The 17319-nt window shown below is 63.6% G+C and carries 19 protein-coding genes; 5 read left to right on the forward strand and 14 right to left on the reverse strand.

Features of this window, described 5'->3' with window-relative positions:
• Nucleotides 1-8: 8 nt before the first annotated feature.
• Together ACWYRN_RS03900 and ACWYRN_RS03905 are read right to left on the reverse strand one after the other, a co-directional pair.
• The gene (locus ACWYRN_RS03900; protein ID WP_488691217.1) at nt 9-584 is read right to left on the reverse strand and encodes a TerD family protein; all 576 of its coding nucleotides are present in this window, start codon (nt 582-584) and stop codon (nt 9-11) included.
• 268 nt (nt 585-852) lie between these two features.
• Nucleotides 853-1920: a DUF475 domain-containing protein gene (locus ACWYRN_RS03905; protein ID WP_488691218.1), complete on the reverse strand. Its 1068-nt coding sequence runs from the start codon at nt 1918-1920 to the stop codon at nt 853-855.
• A 106-nt stretch (nt 1921-2026) separates the two neighbouring features.
• Here ACWYRN_RS03905 and nhaR point away from each other — a divergent pair, with 106 nt between their 5' ends.
• The 4 genes from nhaR (at nt 2027) to ACWYRN_RS03925 (ending at nt 6773) form a co-directional block, all read left to right on the forward strand.
• Entirely contained in the window at nt 2027-2935 is a 909-nt protein-coding gene (gene nhaR, locus ACWYRN_RS03910) for a transcriptional activator NhaR (RefSeq protein WP_488691219.1), read from the forward strand.
• A gap of 47 nt (nt 2936-2982) precedes the next feature.
• Nucleotides 2983-4329 carry a hemolysin family protein gene (locus ACWYRN_RS03915; RefSeq protein WP_488691220.1) on the forward strand — a complete coding sequence of 449 codons (1347 nt, stop codon included), beginning with the start codon at nt 2983-2985 and terminating at the stop codon, nt 4327-4329.
• Between the two features lie 63 nt (nt 4330-4392).
• Nucleotides 4393-5211: an alpha/beta fold hydrolase gene (locus ACWYRN_RS03920; protein WP_488691221.1), complete on the forward strand. Its 819-nt coding sequence runs from the start codon at nt 4393-4395 to the stop codon at nt 5209-5211.
• Nucleotides 5208-6773 (forward strand): hybrid sensor histidine kinase/response regulator, encoded by a 1566-nt coding sequence (locus tag ACWYRN_RS03925; RefSeq protein WP_488691222.1) that lies wholly within the window; start codon nt 5208-5210, stop codon nt 6771-6773. The genes ACWYRN_RS03920 and ACWYRN_RS03925 overlap by 4 nt, the downstream gene beginning before the upstream one ends.
• Before the next feature lie 222 nt (nt 6774-6995).
• On the opposite strand, the gene ACWYRN_RS03930 is transcribed toward ACWYRN_RS03925, so the two are convergent.
• The 6 genes from ACWYRN_RS03930 to ACWYRN_RS03955 are packed head-to-tail and all read right to left on the reverse strand — an operon-like array spanning nt 6996 to nt 12094.
• On the reverse strand, nt 6996-8072 hold the full coding sequence (locus tag ACWYRN_RS03930) for an AI-2E family transporter (RefSeq protein ID WP_488691223.1): 1077 nt from the start codon (nt 8070-8072) through the stop codon (nt 6996-6998).
• A gap of 34 nt (nt 8073-8106) precedes the next feature.
• Nucleotides 8107-8691, reverse strand: coding sequence for an SCO family protein (locus ACWYRN_RS03935; RefSeq protein WP_488691224.1), 585 nt, complete (start codon nt 8689-8691; stop codon nt 8107-8109).
• 2 nt (nt 8692-8693) lie between these two features.
• Nucleotides 8694-9584 (reverse strand): heme o synthase, encoded by an 891-nt coding sequence (gene cyoE / locus ACWYRN_RS03940; protein ID WP_488691225.1) that lies wholly within the window; start codon nt 9582-9584, stop codon nt 8694-8696.
• The gene (locus ACWYRN_RS03945) at nt 9581-10729 is read right to left on the reverse strand and encodes a COX15/CtaA family protein (RefSeq protein ID WP_488691226.1); all 1149 of its coding nucleotides are present in this window, start codon (nt 10727-10729) and stop codon (nt 9581-9583) included. The genes cyoE and ACWYRN_RS03945 overlap by 4 nt, the downstream gene beginning before the upstream one ends.
• 8 nt (nt 10730-10737) lie before the next feature.
• Nucleotides 10738-11349 carry an SCO family protein gene (locus tag ACWYRN_RS03950; RefSeq protein ID WP_488691227.1) on the reverse strand — a complete coding sequence of 204 codons (612 nt, stop codon included), beginning with the start codon at nt 11347-11349 and terminating at the stop codon, nt 10738-10740.
• Nucleotides 11342-12094: an SURF1 family protein gene (locus tag ACWYRN_RS03955; RefSeq protein ID WP_488691228.1), complete on the reverse strand. Its 753-nt coding sequence runs from the start codon at nt 12092-12094 to the stop codon at nt 11342-11344. Before ACWYRN_RS03955 ends, ACWYRN_RS03950 begins: the two co-directional genes overlap by 8 nt.
• Nucleotides 12095-12129: 35 nt before the next feature.
• Between ACWYRN_RS03955 and ACWYRN_RS03960 the strand changes: the two genes are divergently transcribed.
• Nucleotides 12130-12330, forward strand: a complete 201-nt coding sequence (locus tag ACWYRN_RS03960) for a twin transmembrane helix small protein (RefSeq protein ID WP_229438034.1) — start codon at nt 12130-12132, stop codon at nt 12328-12330.
• Nucleotides 12331-12398: 68 nt separating this feature from the next.
• Here ACWYRN_RS03960 and ACWYRN_RS03965 read toward each other — a convergent pair whose 3' ends face one another.
• The 6 genes from ACWYRN_RS03965 to coxB form a co-directional block, all read right to left on the reverse strand.
• Nucleotides 12399-13256: a cytochrome c oxidase subunit 3 gene (locus tag ACWYRN_RS03965; RefSeq protein WP_488691229.1), complete on the reverse strand. Its 858-nt coding sequence runs from the start codon at nt 13254-13256 to the stop codon at nt 12399-12401.
• A gap of 73 nt (nt 13257-13329) precedes the next feature.
• The gene (locus ACWYRN_RS03970; protein ID WP_488691230.1) at nt 13330-13539 is read right to left on the reverse strand and encodes a DUF2970 domain-containing protein; all 210 of its coding nucleotides are present in this window, start codon (nt 13537-13539) and stop codon (nt 13330-13332) included.
• Entirely contained in the window at nt 13536-14090 is a 555-nt protein-coding gene (locus ACWYRN_RS03975; RefSeq protein ID WP_229438037.1) for a cytochrome c oxidase assembly protein, read from the reverse strand. The genes ACWYRN_RS03970 and ACWYRN_RS03975 overlap by 4 nt, the downstream gene beginning before the upstream one ends.
• Before the next feature lie 4 nt (nt 14091-14094).
• Nucleotides 14095-14208: a cytochrome oxidase small assembly protein gene (locus ACWYRN_RS03980; protein ID WP_229438038.1), complete on the reverse strand. Its 114-nt coding sequence runs from the start codon at nt 14206-14208 to the stop codon at nt 14095-14097.
• On the reverse strand, nt 14208-15809 hold the full coding sequence (ctaD, locus tag ACWYRN_RS03985) for a cytochrome c oxidase subunit I (RefSeq protein WP_488691231.1): 1602 nt from the start codon (nt 15807-15809) through the stop codon (nt 14208-14210). The genes ACWYRN_RS03980 and ctaD overlap by 1 nt, the downstream gene beginning before the upstream one ends.
• A gap of 18 nt (nt 15810-15827) precedes the next feature.
• Nucleotides 15828-17018: a cytochrome c oxidase subunit II gene (gene coxB, locus ACWYRN_RS03990; RefSeq protein WP_488691232.1), complete on the reverse strand. Its 1191-nt coding sequence runs from the start codon at nt 17016-17018 to the stop codon at nt 15828-15830.
• Nucleotides 17019-17319 lie beyond the last annotated feature (301 nt).

The raw sequence follows: 17319 nt of genomic DNA on the forward strand, positions 1-17319 counted from the left end.
CTTTTTAATTAAACATTCACGCCGTAGTTCTTGGCGAGTGGCCCCAGGCCGCCCTGGAAGCCCTGGCCAATGGCGCGGAATTTCCAGTCGGCGCCGTTACGATACACCTCGCCGAAGATCATTGCCGCTTCGGTCGAGCCGTCTTCCGACAAATCGTAGCGGGCGATTTCCGCGTCGCCGTTGGCGTTGATGCAGCGGATGAAGGCCTTGCCGACCATGCCGAAGTTCTGGCGGCGCGCTTCGGCGTCGTGGATGGTAACGGCCAGCACGATCTTGTCGACGTCGGCCGGCACCTTGGTCAGGTCGACCGAGACGGTTTCGTCGTCGCCTTCGCCGGCGCCGGTGGTGTTGTCGCCCGAGTGGACGACCGAGCCGTCGGCCGACTTCAGGTTGTTGTAGAAGATGAAGTCGGCGTCGGAACGCACCTTGCCGGACGAGTTCAGCAGGAAGACGGCGCCGTCGAGGTCGAAGCCGGCGCCATCGGTGGCGCGGGTATCCCAGCCGAGGCCGACCTTCAGGTTGGTCAGGCCAGGTGCTTCTTTCGACAGGTTGACGTTGCCGCCTTTTTGCAGACTGATTGCCATGATGTGTTTCTCCTAAAGTTGAGGACTACTTTTTTGAACACCGGGTTATACGCGCAGCGAGCTGGTGTTCTGCCGCTCGCCGGGCGGTTCTGTGCGGCGTGGCCGCGTTAATCTGTAACGCTGTGCTGCTTGCAATATGGTGGGTTCGAGAACCCACCCTACGTAGGGTGGACGGGTTCCCCGTCCACGCGTCCAAACAACGGACGCCCGTTCGCGATATATCAACCGTGCGTCGAACGCGTGGACGGCAGAGCCGTCCACCCTACGATCAAGCCAACTGCTTCGCTTCCGCCGCTTCCAGCGCGGCATGCTTCTTCTTGTACCGGATCGACGACCACAGCGAAGCCACAATGAAGGCCACACCCGTCAGGCCGGTGATCAGCTCAGGCACATGGACATGCATACTCACCAGCATGATCACGGCCAGGATACCGATCGCATAGTGCGCGCCGTGCTCCAGGTAGACGAACTCGTCCAGCGTGCCCTTGCGGACCAGGTACACCGTCATCGAACGCACGAACATCGCACCGATCGCCAGGCCCAGCATGATGATCACGACATCCGAGGTGATCGCAAACGCGCCGATCACGCCGTCGAAGGAGAACGATGCGTCCAGCACTTCGAGGTACAGGAAGCCGCCGATACCGCCGCGCTTGACCATGTCGCCCACGTTGCTGCTCTCATCGGACTCGCTCTTTTCCAGCAGGCTGCTGATCATGTCCACGCCGACGTAGACCAGGATGCCCCAGATACCTGCGACCAGGACAATCATCCTTTGGCCGGCATCAACGAAGGTCGATGCGAACAGCAGCGAAGCCAGGGCCACCATCACCGAGATCGACGAGACCTTGCCCAGTGCGCCGAGCTTCTTCTCGAAGTTGCCCAGCCAGTGGGTTTCCTTTTCATCGTCCAGCAGGAAGTTCAGGAAGACCAGCAGCAGGAACATGCCGCCAAAGGCCGCCACTTCCGCATGGTGCGCCGTCAGGTGGCCGGAGAAGGCCTTCGGATCGGTCAGCGCCAGGTTCCAGACTTCGGTGGCACCCAGGTCGGCCGCCACGGCCACGATCACCAGCGGGAACACCAGGCGCATGCCGAACACGGCAATGATCATGCCCAGGCCCAGGAACAGCTTCAGCCAGAATTCATCCCAGCCCTTCAGCACGGACGCATTCACGACCGCATTGTCGAACGACAGCGAGACCTCCATGATCGACAGGATGGCGGCCACGCCCACCGCGGTCAGCATGCCGGACGTGCCGCCATGGTCGTAGCCCCACCAGGCCGCGAGACCCAAGCAGATAAATGTCACGAGGAAAGATCCCCGGAAATGCTTCATGTTGTTATCCCTTCTATGTGAAAGTTGATACAGCGCAGTGTAGAGCTGGACGTCTCATGGAAAAAGCGAAGATAATCGAAGTATTACTTCGGAAAAACGGAAGAATATGAAAAACACCATCACCAATTTCCGTCACCTGCACTATTTCTGGGTGGTGGCCAAGGAAGGCAGCATCACGCGCGCCGCCGAGCGCCTGGGCCTGGCGGTGCAGACCGTCAGCAGCCAGATTACCTTGCTCGAGCAGGCCGTGGGAAAATCATTGTTCACGCAGCAGGGCCGACGCCTGACCCTGACCGAAGCCGGCCGCCTGGCCCTGGGCTACGCCGACCAGATCTTCCTGCTCGGCGAGCAGATGCAGGAAGCGCTGGACGGCGCCGGCAACCTGCGCACGCGCCTGACGGTGGGCATCGCCGACTCGCTGCCGAAGCTGACGGCGTTCCGCCTGCTGGAAGTGACCACCAAGCTGAGCACGCCGGTGCGCCTGGTCTGCTACGAAGACCAGCACGACGCCCTGCTGGCCGACCTGGCCCTGCACAAGCTCGACGTGGTGCTGACCGACCATCCATTGGCCACCGGCAGCACCCTGCGCGTGTTTTCCCACCTGCTGTTCGAAAGCGAGATGCTGGTGGTCGGCACCAAGGGGCTGGCCGCGCAATGGAGCGCGGATTTCCCGCATGGCTTGAAAGGCGCGCCGTTCCTGCTGCCTACGCGCAATAATGCCTTGCGTGGCCGGATCGACGCCTGGCTCGACGTGCACGGCGTGCAGCCCGACGTGGTCGGCGAGTTCGAGGACAACGCCCTGCTGAATACCTTTGGCCGGCGCGGGCTGGGCCTGTTCTTCGCCCCGGCGGCGCTGGCCGCCGACCTGGCCGAGCAGCTCGAAGCCGTGGTCGTGGGCCGCGTGCCGGGCGTGCGCGAGCAGTTCTATGCGATCTCGAACGAGCGCAAGATCCAGCACCCGGCCGTCGAAGCCATCCTTGCCGCCGTGCATGAAGGAATGCTCGGCGCCGCTTGAGTTGTACAATGCACATCGGCTACGCCTTTTATTCACTCACCTTTTATATGGAAAATATTTTATTTGTCGTTCTGGCGCTGTTTCTCGTTGCACTGAACGGCTTCTTCGTGGCGGCGGAATTCGGCATCGTCACCCTGCGCAAGACGCGCGTACGGGCAATTGCAAAAACCACCGGCCTGCGCGGCAGCATCCTCTCGAAAGTCCACGGCCAGCTCGACGCCTACCTGTCGGCCTGCCAGCTGGGCATCACCCTCGCTTCCCTCGGCCTGGGCTGGGTCGGCGAACCGGCCTTTGCCAGCCTGCTCGAACCGCTGTTCGCGCTGGCCGGCGTTACCTCCGAGAAAATCATCCATGGCGTCTCCTTCGTGGTCGCCTTCAGCGTCATCTCCTTCCTGCACATCGTGGTCGGCGAACTGGCGCCGAAATCGCTGGCGATCCGCATTCCCGAGTCGGTCGCGCTATGGTGCGCCCTGCCGCTCTACGGTTTCTACTGGGCCATGTACCCCTTCATCTTCGTGCTCAACGCCAGCGCCAACATGGTACTGCGCCTGGCCGGCCTGTCCGGCGCCGGCAGCCACGACACGCATTACTCGACCGAGGAACTGAAGCTGATCCTGCGCACGAATACCAGCACCGGCAAGGAAAAGTTCACCCACGACGAGCGCCACATCCTGGCGCAATCGCTGGAATTCTCGGAAATGGCCGTGTCCGACCTGATGCGCCCGATTAACGAAGTCATCGCCCTGCACGAAGATTTGACGATCGAGGAAAACCTCGACACCGTGCGCCGCAACCGCTTCTCGCGCTATCCCTACTTCGACGAGGAAGGCGAGGAAGTGCTGGGCGTGATCCACCTGAAGGATCTGTTCTTCGCCCAGCAGTCGGGCAAGGACATCACCGACCTCTCGCAATACCTGCGTCCGGTCGAGACGATTTCGGCGCGCACGCCGGCCCAGGACATCTTCCGCCGCTTCCGCACCGGCGCGCCACACTTCGCCCTGATCGGCGAAAAAGGCAAGCGCCCGGTCGGCTTCATCACGCTCGACAACCTGCTCGGCGCCATGGTCGGCGAGATCCGTGACGAATTCCGCCTCAACGAAAACGACTGGCTGCCCCAGGCCGACGGCACCTACATCGGCAAGGCCAGCCTGCCGATCTATTCGCTCGAGCGCCTGCTCGGCATCGACATCGACAACGAAGAGATGGGCCTGGACGACGTCGAATCGGTCGGCGGCCTGTTGATGGCGAAGCTGGGCGACATTCCGAAGCAGGGCCAGCGCATCGAATTCCCGAAATTCGACGTGGTGGTGAAGAAGACGAACGGCCCGCGCATCCTGCTGGTGAAGGTGATTCCGCGCCTGGATCGCGGCGGGGACGAGGATGAACACAGTTAAGCGGACCGGCCGGGCACCGGTATAATCGATCGCATCTGCCCGCTTCCGCTTCCCAGCCATCGCATGAGTGTCCGCCAGCGCAACAACGTCACGATTTCCGGCCACGGCACCCGCACCGTGGTCTTCCTGCACGGTTTCGGCTGCGACCAAACGGTCTGGCGCTTCCTGGCGCCCGCCTTCGAGAAGCGCTACCGCATCGTCGCCTTCGACCTGGTCGGCAGCGGCAACAGCGACCTCTCGGCCTACGACCGCACGAAGTACAACACCCTGCAAGGCCATGTCGACGACCTGCTCGAAGTCATCGATGCATTCGCCGACGGCCCGGTGATCTTCATCGGCCACTCGGTCAGCACCATGATCGGCATGCTGGCCGGCATCCAGGCGCCGGAGCGCTTCCTGGCGCAGGTCATGCTCTCGCCCTCGCCCTGCTATATCAACAATACCGATTACCGCGGCGGCTTCACCCGCGAGGATATCGACGAACTGCTCGACACCATGGATGCCAACTACCTCGGCTGGTCGAGCGGCGTGGCGCCGATCATCATGGGCGCGCCGGACCAGCCGCAGCTCACCGCCGAGCTGACCAGCAAGTTCTGCCGCAACGACCCGGAGATCGCGCGCCATTTCGCCCGCGTCGGCTTCACCATCGACCAGCGCGGCGACCTGCCGCGCGTGCGCGTGCCGACCCTGATCGTCCAGGCCAGCGACGACGCCCTGGCCCCGCTCGACGTCGGCGAGTACATGCACCGCAACATGCCAGGCAGCAGCCTGCAGGTCGTGCGCAACATCGGCCACTGCCCGCACATGAGCGCGCCTGAAGCGAGCGCGCGTGTTTCACTCGACTTCCTCGATGCGCTCGGCGTTGTGGGGAACTCCGCTTGAGCGGCCTGCCCGACGACGCCACCCTTTACCAGCAGGCGCCCTGCGGCCTGCTCGTCACCGACGCCGCCGGCGTCATCCTGCGCGTGAATGCCACCCTGTGCCGTTGGCTGGGCTATTCGCGGGCGGCGCTGGTAAACAAAGTAAAAATCCAGGACCGGCTGCCGGTCGGCGCCCGCATCTTCCACCAGACCCATTGCCTGCCGATCCTGCAGGTGCAGGGCTCGGTCGGCCAGCTGCAGATGGACATACGCGACGCCGGCGGCCAGCGCATGCCGGTGCTGGTGAATATCGTGCGCCGCACCGTGGATGGCCAGATCCTCGATGAATGGTCGCTGCAGGCCATGAACGAGCGCCGCTCCTACGAGCGCGAACTGCTGGCTGCGCGCAAGACCGCCGAGCAGGCCCTCGACGCGCGCCTGGAAGCCGAAGCCCAGCTGCGCAGCCTGAACGAAGAACTGTCGGACGCCGACCGCCGCAAGGACGAGTTCCTGGCCACGCTCTCGCACGAACTGCGCAACCCGCTGGCGCCGATGCGCAGCGCGCTCGAAGTGCTGAAGCTCGACGCCACGCGCCCGCCGCGCGAGAAGGGGCTGCTGGACGTGTTCGACCGCCAGCTGCGCCACATGGCGCACCTGGTCGACGACCTGATGGAAGTGTCGCGCATCACCCAGAACCGCATGGAACTGCGGCGCGAACCGGTGCCGCTGGCCGACGTCGTGCAGGCGGCGGTGGACGACGTCGGCAACATGATGCGCGCCGCCGCGCATACCCTCGACGTGCACCTCGAGGCCCCGGGCGTGGTGGTCGATGCCGACCCCACCCGCCTGGGCCAGGTGCTGGTGAACCTGCTGACGAATGCCTGCAAGTACACGCCGAACGGCGGCCTCGTGTCGCTGACCCTGCGCGTGGAAAACGAGCAGGCCGTGATCGCCGTGCGCGACAACGGCATCGGTATTCCCGAGCACGCGCTGGGCACGATCTTCGGCATGTTCTCGCAGCTGGAGCCGGCGCTGCAGCGGGCCAGGGGTGGCCTCGGCATCGGCCTGGCCCTGGTGCGCGGCATCGTCGCCCTGCACGGCGGCACCGTGGAAGCCTGGAGCGCCGGCGAAGGCTTGGGCAGCACCTTCACGGTACGCCTGCCGCTGGCGCCGGTCCAGGGCATACCGGACGGCGCCGGCAGTCTGGACACGGTGGCGCCCACCAGCGTGCTGGTAGTCGACGACAACGTCGACGCCGCCGAGATGCTGGCCATGTTCCTGTCGATGAGCGGCTGCACGCCGCAGACGGTGCACACGGCAACTGCCGCCCTGAATTTGCTGGAGACCTTCCGCCCGCAGGTGGCCCTGCTCGACATCGGCTTGCCGGATTTGACCGGGTATGAGCTGGCGCGCCGCATCCGCCTGCTGCCGGGCGGCAAAGACATGCTGCTGATCGCCGCCACCGGCTGGGGCCAGGCCAGCGACCGCCAACTGGCCTTCGAGGCCGGCTTCGACCACCACCTGACCAAGCCGATCGACTTCGACCGCCTGCGCGCGCTGCTGGCCGAACCGAAGCGGCCCTGATCCAACATGGAGGCGTAGGGTGGTCGGCTACACCGGGGTCGTTGCACTGACGTGGCGTTTGCGCCGCCCACGCGTTCAACGCAGGTTCGCATCAACCACGGGCGTTGGATAAGGTATCCGGCGGCAACGCCCAATATCGATGCACGGGGTGTCAACGTTTGTTGAACGCGTGGACGGCGCAATCGACATCGATGACCTCGTACCGCGGTAGAGCCGTCCACCCTACCGATCCGTCACCTCGTTATTCGCGCGCACGATGGGATCGCGGGTGCCGGTCCATTCGCTCATCAGCGAGTAGCCCACCGCCAGCAGCACCGGCCCGATGAACATGCCGACGAAGCCGAAGGCGATCACGCCGCCCAGCACGCCGAGCAAGGTCAGCAGGAAAGGCAGGCTGGTCCCGCGGCTGATTAGCATCGGCCGCACCACGTTGTCGACGCCGCTGATCAGGACCGTGCCCCAGATCACCATGAACACGCCCCAGCCGGTCTCGCCTTGCGAGAACAGCCAGACCGCCGCACTTCCCCACACCAGCGGCGGCCCCACCGGCACCAGCGACAGCACGAACACCAGCACCGACAGCAGCGGCACCGCCGGCACCCCGGCCATGGCGAAACCCACCGCCGCCACCAGGCCCTGGGCCAGCGCCGTGCCCAGCAGGCCGTACATCACGCCGCGCGTGGTCTGGCTGATGGTGTCCGACACCGACTCGGCGCCCTCGCCCATCACCTTGGCCATCATCACCGCCAGCACATTGATCAATGCCTTGCCGTCGCGGTACAGGAAAAAGCTGACGAAAGCGGCCAGGCTCATCTGCACGACGCCGGTGCCGAGCATCAGGCCACCGGCCAGCAGCCAGTGGCGCGCCGGCTCGATCATGCGCTGGGCCAGGGCCAGCATCTGCTCGCGGCTGGCCACGAGTTCGCGCAGGTAGGCGTCGATCGTGTCGCCGAGGAAGGGGATGTCCTTGATCCACTCGGGCGGCAGCAATTCGCCGTGCTCGAGCGCGTTGCGCATCTGGCCGAAGGTGGTGGCGACGTCGTCGGCCAGGTTGTAGGCGACGATCGCCAGCGGGATGATGACCAGCAGGGTGAGCGAGAGCGTCATGGTCAGCGCCGCCGGCGTGCGCCGCCCGTGCATGGCCGTGAGCAGGCGCAGGTACAGGGGCCAGGAAGAGATGACGACGGCGGCCGCGAACAGGATCGCCGGCAGGAAGGGCTTGAGAACGAACAGGCAGCCCAGCGACAGCAGGACGACGGTGGCGATGCGGGTGTAATTTCTTCCGATACGTTGTTCCATGCGCCCCTGCAATGATGGTGTTTACACCATCACATCATAGCAGTTGGCGCAGGTCGTGAACGATCGGCGCCGGGCCGCCGCCGTGGCGCACGAACAGGCGGATGCGGCCTTCCTTGTCGAACACGTAGCTGCCGGCCGTGTGGTCGACCGTGTAGTTGTCCGCCGTGCTACCGGGCACCTTGGACACGAAGACCTTGAATTCCTTGGCCGTCGCCGCCGTCTGCTCCGGCGTGCCGCGCAAGCCGATGAAGCGCTTGTCAAAGGCGGGCACGTAATGGGCCAGCACTTCCTGGGTATCGCGCTCCGGGTCGAGCGTGACGAACAAGACCTGCACGTCCTTGCTCGACGGGCCGAGCTCCTTCATCACGGCGGCCATCTCGGCCATCGTGGTCGGGCAGACGTCCGGGCATTGCGTATAGCCGAAGAACAGCACCACCAGCTTGCCGCGGAAGTCGGCCAGGGTGCGCGGCTTGCCGGTGTGGTCGGTGAGGCTGAATCCCTTGGCGTAGTCGAGACCCGTGAGGTCGGTGTTCTGGAAGGCCGGCGGCGAGGACAATTTGTCGCAGCCGGCAACCAGCAGCGCCGTGGCGATCATCGCCACGCTCAAGAATTTTTTCATCGTCAGAACCTGAAGTAATGGTCGACCAGCAGCGCCGCGAACAGCAGCGAGAGGTAGAGGACCGAATAAGCAAAGGCCTTGCGCGCCACCTGGTCGGTGTAGTGCTTGTGCACGCGCCAGGCATGGCGCAGGAATTCGGCATTCAGGATGACGGCGGCCACCAGGTAGATCAGGCCGCTCATGCGCACCGCGTACGGCAGCAGGGTCGTGGCGGCCAGCGCCAGCGAATACAGCCACACCTGCTGGCCGGTGTAGGCCATGCCGTGGGTGATCGGCAGCATCGGCAGGCCCGAGCGCGCGTAATCCTCGCGCCGGTACATGGCCAGCGCCCAGAAGTGCGGCGGCGTCCACACGAAGATGATCAATACCAGCAGCCAGGCCTGCATCGGCACTTCGTTGGCGACCGCCGCCCAGCCCAGGGCCGGCGGCATCGCGCCCGACAGGCCGCCGATGACGATGTTCTGCGGCGTGGCCGGCTTCAGGTAGATGGTGTAGATGACGGCGTAGCCGACGAAGGTGACGAAGGTCAGCCACATCGTCAGCGCATTCACGAAGGCGTACAGCACCCACATGCCAAGGCCGCCGATGATGGCGGAAAACACCAGGGTCTGGTTGCGCGTGAGTTCGCCGCGCGCCGTAGCGCGCCGTGCGGTGCGGGCCATGCGGGCGTCGATCTCGGCCTCGATCAGGCAGTTCACGGCAAAGGCGGCGCCGGCCAGCAGCCAGATGCCGACTGTGCCGGCGATCAGGATGCGCCAGCCGGGGAAGCCGTCGGTGGCGAGGAACATGCCGATCACGGCGCAGAAAACGGCGAGCTGGGTAACCCGGGGCTTGGTGAGCGTCCAGTACTGGGCGATGCGGCTGGTCGGTTGGAGAGCGGTAGAGGTGGTCATCGATACGAGTTCGCAGGGACGTCCGCATTCGCGGGGCTGCGCTGCGACACTTCGAGAAGGTACTTGACCTTGTAGTTTAACATGGTCACCGTCAGTACGAGGAGAGCCGCCCCTGCGTTATGCAACACGGCAATGGCAAGAGGGAAATCAAAGAACACTGTTGCCACACCCGTGAACAATTGTGCAAGCAGGATGGCGGCGATCAGTTTGCCGGTCTTGCGCAGCTGCGGCTGGCGCATCGCGCGCCAGGCGGCCAGGCCGAGCACGAGGGTGACGATCACCGCGAAGTTCCGGTGCACCCAGTGGATCGCCACCAGGGCCGAGAACTGCAGGTAGTGGCCGGCGGCGGTCTTGCCGAGTTCGCGCCACAGCGTGAAGCCGTGCTCGAAGTCCATCTCGGGGACGAACTTGCCGTCGCACAGGGGGAATTCGTCGCAGGCCAGGGTGGCGTAGTTAGTGCTTACCCACCCGCCAAGCGCGATCTGCACGACCAGCACGGCGGTGGCCACCAGCGCCAGCGTGCGCAGGCCTTTCAGGCTGGCGATGTCGCGGCTCGGGGCCGGCGGCTTCATCAGGTAATCCTCGCGCCCGCCCAGCCAGACCAGCATGGCCAATAGCGCCATGCCCAGCAGCAGGTGGATGGTGACGATCACCGGCTGCAATTTGAGGGTCACGGTCCAGGCGCCAAACGCACCCTGCACGCAGACGAACAGGAACAGCGCCACCGGCATGGCCGGCTTGAACGCGTCCTGCTTCGTCTTGCGCCACTGGCGGATGGCCTGGAACATCAGCGCCATGATCAACACGCCGATGCCCATCGCCAGGTAGCGGTGGATCATCTCGATCCAGGCTTTCACTTTCGTGACCGGGCCGGTCGGCATCAGTGCCTCGGCGGCGGCGATCTGTTCGTGGGCGATGAAGGGATTCGCGGCGCCATAGCAGCCCGGCCAGTCCGGGCAGCCCAGGCCGGAATCGGTCAGGCGGGTAAAGCCGCCGAACACGATCAGGTCGAAGGTGAGGAAGGCCATCACCCACACGAGCTTGCGGTATTTGTTGGCGTCGGACGACAGCCAGACCATGGTGAGCGGAATACTGGCAACGAACAGGCCCATCAGGGCCAACTGGAACAGGGTAGACGGGTGCATACTTCTTTCTAGCCGATGGCCGAGGCGCGTAGCAGCTTGGCGATGTCCTTGTGGACGCGCGCCGGCTCGGGGTTCTTCGGGAAACGCATCATGAGGTTGCTGCGCGGGTCGACCAGGAAGATGTGGTCCTCGACTTTGCCGCCCTGCTCCAGCGGCAGCCACTTGGTCAATTCTTCCGGTTTCACGCGCAGGATGTGCATGTCGTCGTACATGCGGATCAGCATGGTGTCGATGGGTTGCTGGTCGGTGACTAGCCAGACGCGCTCGACGCGGTCCATGTTCTTGCCCTGCATGGTGCGCAGCTGGCGCATTGCATAGATCTGGTCCTGGCAAGCCTTGTCGCAGGCGCCGCCGCCGACCTTCACCATGATCCACTTGCCGGCGTAGTTTTCCAGCGTTTCCGGACGGCCGTCGAGCGTGGTGCTGCTCAGCTTTGGCATCGGGTGGGTGCGCTGGTCGATCAGGGTGCCGTAGTTGGTGCGCCCTTCCGGCTTGATCACGTAATAGCTCAGGTAAGAAGCCATCAGCGGTGCGGCGCAGACCAGCAGCACGGCAAACAATTTCCAACGGCCGCTGCGGCGCTGGCGCACGGCGGCGTCTTCGCGCACTGGCTCACTCAACTTGTTTTCTTCCACTGCGAAATCCTGTGATCACAAAAAATAAGGCCGCCATTGCCGCCAGCGCATACCACTGGACGGCATAGCCGCGGTGCTTGGCTATGCCGGTATCGGGCGCCGGCCAGTCGCGCACGATGGGGTCGCCCGCCACCTGCGGCCCGGTCTGCTGGACAAGGAAGGGCTCCAGGCGCAGCCCGCTGGCGCGCGCCACATCCGTCACTTCCAGGTTCTGGACGATCGCGCCCGGTTTTACGGGCGCCGCCGTCCCCAGCTGCATCACGTGCCCCGCCCCGGCAACCACGATGCCTTCCACGGTGGTCGTCCCGGCCGGCGTGGCATAGTCGGGCACGCGCCCATACTCGCGCGGATCGCGCGGCAACCACCCGCGCAGCACCAGCACGTGGCGGTCCGAACCCGCTATTCTAAACGGCATCGCCAGATAAAACCCGGCCCTGCCCGCATACGGCCGGTTATCGAGGAAAACCGGCCATGTTGGTACGAACTCGCCGGCAACCCTGATGCGGCGATAGGTAGGGTGGGCACTCGTGCCCACGCGGTCGTACCCCTGCACACCACCACGATCTCCGATGACCAACGGCGGCAACTTACCCTGTTCAACGATTGCTGCCGCCACCGCAATCTTCTCTTCCGCCCGCCTCACCTGCCAATTCCCCAACGCGATCCCGATGGCCACGACAACCACGGTCGCCAACAACGGAATCCATCCAAACCTGAACCTTAAACGCATTACAATGAATTCCTTCCCGATCCTGCGTGCCGACCATGAAAATCTTCGTTGCCATCGCCTTCATCCTGATCATCGCCAGCCTCGGCTCGGCGCTGTTCTTCCTCATGAAGGACAAGGGCCGCAGCAACCGCACGGTGCAGGCGCTGGCGATGCGGGTCGGCCTGTCGATCACCCTCTTCCTGATCCTGCTCGGCTCCTACAAGATGGGCTGGATCGCCCCGACCGGCATCCGCTGATCCACAAACAAAACGGGGACAGCCGCGCCAAGGCGACTGTCCCCGATATCAGCTTGAACTAGCCAGCCTTACAGCCAATACACGACAACGTACAGTCCCAGCCACACCACGTCGACGAAGTGCCAGTACCAGGCCGCGCCTTCGAACCCGAAGTGATTATCGGCAGTAAAGTGCCCGCGCAGCACGCGGTACAGCACCACCGACAGCATGATCGCGCCCATGGTCACGTGGAAGCCGTGGAAACCGGTGAGCATGAAGAAGGTCGAACCGTAGATGCCCGAGGTCAGCTTGAGATTCAGTTCCTGGTAGGCGTGGATGTATTCGTAGGCCTGGAAGCCCATGAAGATCGCACCCAGCAGGATGGTGGCGAACAGGAACACGGCCGTATTGCGGCGGTGGCCGGCGCGCAGCGCGTGGTGCGAAATCGTCAGCGTCACGCCCGACAGCAGCAGCAGCGCGGTGTTGATCGTCGGGATAGGGAAAGGCCCCATGGTGTTGAAGGTATCCACCGTGCCGGCCGGGCCGATGTTGCCCCATTGGGCGGCGAAATCGGGCCACAGGATCTTGTGGTCGAGGTCGGCCAGCCAAGGCATGGAGATCACACGGGCATAGAACAGCGCGCCGAAGAAGGCGGCAAAGAACATGACCTCGGAGAAGATGAACCAGCTCATCGACCAGCGGTAGGACGAGTCGATGCGCTTGCTGTACTGGCCTGCTTCCGATTCGCCGATGGCGTCGCCGAACCAGAAATACAGCACCACCAGCATGGCCACGATGCCCGCCAGGCAGACCGCCGGCCCCCAGCTGGCGCTGTTGACCCAGCCCGAGGCGCCGGCCATGGTCACCAGCATCGAGATGCCGCCGGCCATCGGCCACATCGAAGGGCCGGGCACGAAATAGTGCGGCGCGGTTTTTGACACACTCATCTTCATCTCCTAAATCATTCTTCTAATACGTTGAATTGCGAAGCTTGAAAAACGTTGTACCTGTTATTGCCGTTTACTGCGATACCGCGAACCGTACCACCATGACCAGCACCCCGATGAAGATCGCCACCCCGATCAACGCCGCCAGAATCACGTGGAAGGGATTCAGGTTGGCCGCGTCGTGCTCGTAGTCGCGGCGCTTGCGCACCCCGAAGAAGGACCAGAACACCGCCTTCATCGAGGCCCCGAAGGACGACTTGCGCGATGGCGGCGGCTGCGTCATTTGGCCGCCACCGCCCCGGCGATCTCAAAGAAGGTGTACGACAGCGTGATGTTCTTTACTTCCTTCGGCAGCGCCGGGTCGATGAAGAATACCACCGGCATCTGGCGCGCCTCGTTTGGCTGCATCATCTGCTCGCGGAAGCAGAAGCACTCGACTTTCTTGAAATGCGGCGTGGCCGATTGCGGCGCGTAGCTCGGAATCGCCTGCGCCTTGACCGCCCTGCCCTGCGTGTTCACCACCTCGTAGGTGACGGTGGCCAGCTCGCCCGGATGGACCTGGATGCTGCGCTGGGTCGGGCGGAAACGCCACGGCCCCTGGGCATTGCCGTCGAGCTCGATGGTGACCGTGCGCGTCAGGTCCACCTGCGTGTTCGCCGGGCGCTCGACCGTGCCGTCCTTTTGCGTCAGCACGTTCACGCCCAGCACCTCGCAGATCTGGCGGTACACCGGAATCAAGGCATAGCCAAAGCCGAACATCACCACCGCCACCACCACCAGTTTCTTGAAGGTGGAGCGGTTCAGGCGCAGGCGCGTGCTTTCGTCGTAGGCCATCGGTTTACAGCCAGAGCCGCTTGAGGATCACCGAGGCGAAGAAGAACAAGGCGATCGCTCCCAGGATCAGGGCGATGCGAAGATTCCCCTTCTGCGGCGGCTTGCGTTGGGCATTCATCATTTCACCAGCGGCGGGTTTTCGAAGGTGTGGAACGGCGCCGGGCTCGGCACGGTCCACTCCAGGCCCTCGGCGCCTTCCCATGGCTTGGCTTCCGCTTTCGCGCCGCCACGGATGGTCGGCAGCACGACGGCGAACAGGAAGTAGACCTGCGACAGGCCGAAGCCGAAGGCGCCGATCGACACCAGCATGTTCCAGTCGGTGAACACGCCGTTGTAGTCGGCGTAGCGGCGCGGCATGCCGGCCAGGCCCAGGAAGTGCATCGGGAAGAAGGTGATGTTGAAGGTGACCAGCGACAGCCAGAAGTGCATCTTGCCGCGGCCTTCCGGATACATGTGGCCGGTCCACTTCGGCGCCCAGTAATAGAAGCCGGCGAACAGCGCGAACAGCGAACCCGCCACCAGCACGTAGTGGAAGTGGGCCACCACGTAATAGGTGTCGTGCACCTGGATGTCGATCGGGGTCACGGCCAGGATCAGGCCGGTGAAGCCGCCCATGGTGAAGACAAAAATGAAGCCGACCGCGAACAGCATCGGGGTCTCGAAGGTCATCGAGCCGCGCCACATGGTGGCCACCCAGTTGAACACCTTCACGCCGGTTGGCACTGCGATCAGCATGGTGGCGTACATGAAGAACAGCTGCGAGGTCACCGGCATGCCGGTGGTGAACATGTGGTGGGCCCAGACGATGAACGACAGCACCGCGATCGAGGCGGTGGCGTAGACCATCGAGGCATAGCCGAACAGCGGTTTGCGGGCAAAGGCCGGGATGATCTGCGAAACGATGCCGAAGGCCGGCAGGATCATGATGTAGACCTCGGGGTGGCCGAAGAACCAGAAGATGTGCTGGTACATCACCGGATCGCCGCCGCCGGCCGCGTTGAAGAACGAGGTGCCGAAGTGGCGGTCGGTCAGGGTCATGGTAATCGCCCCGGCGAGCACCGGCATCACGGCGATCAGCAGGAAGGCGGTGATCAGCCAGGTCCAGCAGAACATCGGCATCTTCATCAGCGTCATGCCGGGCGCGCGCATGTTGAGGATGGTGACGATGATGTTGATCGAGCCCATGATCGACGAGGCACCCATGATGTGCATGGCGAAGATGGCCATGTCCATGCCCGGGCCCATCTGCGTCGACAGCGGCGCATACAGGGTCCAACCCGCTGCGGTGGCGCCGCCCGGCGCCAGGAAGGAGCCGGCCAGCAAAATCGCGGCCGGCGGCAGCAGCCAGAACGAGAAGTTGTTCATGCGCGCAAACGCCATGTCCGACGCGCCCACCTGAAGCGGGATCATCCAGTTGGCGAAGCCGACGAATGCCGGCATGATCGCGCCAAACACCATCACCAGGCCGTGCATGGTGGTCAACTGGTTGAAGAACTCGGGGCGGAAGAACTGCAGGCCGGGCTGGAACAGCTCGGTGCGGATCATCAGCGCCAGCACGCCGCCCGAGAGCAGCATGATGAACGAGAACCACAGGTACAGCGTGCCGATGTCCTTGTGGTTGGTGGCGAACAGCCAGCGCCGCAGGCCGTGCGGGTGGTCGTGCGCGTGGTCGTGGCCGTGGTGGTCGTCGTGGACGTGGTCGAGAGTGCTGGTAGTCATGTCAGTATCCTGGGAAACTTATTGCTTGCTACGTGCAGCCAGAACCTCGGCCGGTTGAACGATGTTTTCCGCGGCCTTGTTCGACCAGTTGTTACGGGTATAGGTGATGACGGCGGCAATGTCGGTGTCCGACAGCTGCGGCCACGGCGGCATGGCGCCCGGGTAGGCCGGGGTATCCTGGCCGTGCAGCAGCACGTCGATCTGGTGGCCCCTGGCGCCGTTCACGACCGCCGAACCGTCGAGCGGCGCAAAGGTGTTCGGCAAGCCCTTGCCGTTGGCCTGGTGGCAGGCGACGCAGTTGGCGGCGTACACGGCTTCGCCCTTGGTCTTCAGTTCGTCGATGGTCCAGACCTTGGTCGGATCGTCGGCCAGCGCGGCCATGCGTTTCTGTTCGCCGGCGACCCATTTGGTGTAATCCTCGCTTGATACAACGCGCACCACGATCGGCATGAAGGCGTGGTCCTTGCCGCACAGCTCAACGCAGTTGCCGCGGTAGACGCCGACCTTGTCGGCCTTGAACCAGCCGTCGCGCACGAAACCGGGAATCGCATCCTGCTTGATGGCGAATGCCGGAATGGTCCAGGCGTGGATGACGTCGTTGGCGGTGAAGACCATGCGGATCTTCTTGCCGACCGGGACCACCATTTCGTTGTCGACTTCGAGCAGGTAGTTTTCGCCGCGCGCCGCGGTGGGGGCCACGCCGGGCTCGCCGATCTGGCTGCGCGGCGTGGACAGGTTCGACAGGAAGCTGATGCCCGCGCCCTCGCCGTTCAGGTAGTCGTAGCCCCATTTCCACTGCATGCCGGTGGCCTTGATGGTGATGTCGGCGTTCGAGGTGTCCTTCAGGGCGATGACGGTCTTGGTGGCGGGCAGGGCCATGCCGATGACGATCAGGAAGGGAACGATGGTCCAGGCGATTTCGACGGTGGTCGATTCATGGAAGGTGGCGGGTTTGTGGCCGCGGTCCTTGCGGTGCTTGAACACCGAATAGAACATGACGCCAAACACGGCGACGAAGATGACCAGGCAAACGATCATCATCCAGTTGTGCAAGCTGTAGATATCCGCGCCGACACCAGTCACGGGCGTTTGCATGTTCAACTGGTGTTCTACCGGCCGCCCCGTTATTTCCTGGGCTGCCAGCGCCGGGATGCAGGCCGATACGGCGAGACCGAGCATCAAGGCGTGAAGTCGCTTTGCATATGTCATGAATTGTCCCCAACCACCCAAAATAAGAATATTTTTAAACGGTCAGCAATTCCATGAACGAACCGCCGCCGCTCCGAAACCTTGCGCAGCAAGTGGCTCCCGGACGGCACGCGATTCTGTGGACGCGCTAGTACGATAACCGTACCGCGGCCACCAGCAAAGCAAAACACACTGTGGGGCGCGGAACTTGCTGATGCTGCTTTTTATTGTTCTATTTTCAGCGCCTTTCTGCCTGATTTTTCAGCGAATACAGGGCTTGGGGCGAAAAAATAGTTATTGATTATACTCAAATCGCTAATTT

Source organism: Massilia sp. BAP21, from assembly GCF_057801335.1.

Coding starts and splice junctions, on each gene's coding strand:
- ACWYRN_RS03900 (WP_488691217.1), bottom strand. CDS start 584: ATGGCAATCAGTCTGCAAAAAGGCGGCAACGTCAACCTGTCGAAAGAA.
- ACWYRN_RS03905 (WP_488691218.1), bottom strand. CDS start 1,920: ATGAAGCATTTCCGGGGATCTTTCCTCGTGACATTTATCTGCTTGGGT.
- nhaR (WP_488691219.1), top strand. CDS start 2,027: ATGAAAAACACCATCACCAATTTCCGTCACCTGCACTATTTCTGGGTG.
- ACWYRN_RS03915 (WP_488691220.1), top strand. CDS start 2,983: ATGGAAAATATTTTATTTGTCGTTCTGGCGCTGTTTCTCGTTGCACTG.
- ACWYRN_RS03920 (WP_488691221.1), top strand. CDS start 4,393: ATGAGTGTCCGCCAGCGCAACAACGTCACGATTTCCGGCCACGGCACC.
- ACWYRN_RS03930 (WP_488691223.1), bottom strand. CDS start 8,072: ATGGAACAACGTATCGGAAGAAATTACACCCGCATCGCCACCGTCGTC.
- ACWYRN_RS03935 (WP_488691224.1), bottom strand. CDS start 8,691: ATGAAAAAATTCTTGAGCGTGGCGATGATCGCCACGGCGCTGCTGGTT.
- cyoE (WP_488691225.1), bottom strand. CDS start 9,584: ATGACCACCTCTACCGCTCTCCAACCGACCAGCCGCATCGCCCAGTAC.
- ACWYRN_RS03945 (WP_488691226.1), bottom strand. CDS start 10,729: ATGCACCCGTCTACCCTGTTCCAGTTGGCCCTGATGGGCCTGTTCGTT.
- ACWYRN_RS03955 (WP_488691228.1), bottom strand. CDS start 12,094: ATGCGTTTAAGGTTCAGGTTTGGATGGATTCCGTTGTTGGCGACCGTG.
- ACWYRN_RS03960 (WP_229438034.1), top strand. CDS start 12,130: ATGAAAATCTTCGTTGCCATCGCCTTCATCCTGATCATCGCCAGCCTC.
- ACWYRN_RS03965 (WP_488691229.1), bottom strand. CDS start 13,256: ATGAGTGTGTCAAAAACCGCGCCGCACTATTTCGTGCCCGGCCCTTCG.
- ACWYRN_RS03970 (WP_488691230.1), bottom strand. CDS start 13,539: ATGACGCAGCCGCCGCCATCGCGCAAGTCGTCCTTCGGGGCCTCGATG.
- ACWYRN_RS03975 (WP_229438037.1), bottom strand. CDS start 14,090: ATGGCCTACGACGAAAGCACGCGCCTGCGCCTGAACCGCTCCACCTTC.
- ACWYRN_RS03980 (WP_229438038.1), bottom strand. CDS start 14,208: ATGAATGCCCAACGCAAGCCGCCGCAGAAGGGGAATCTTCGCATCGCC.
- ctaD (WP_488691231.1), bottom strand. CDS start 15,809: ATGACTACCAGCACTCTCGACCACGTCCACGACGACCACCACGGCCAC.
- coxB (WP_488691232.1), bottom strand. CDS start 17,018: ATGACATATGCAAAGCGACTTCACGCCTTGATGCTCGGTCTCGCCGTA.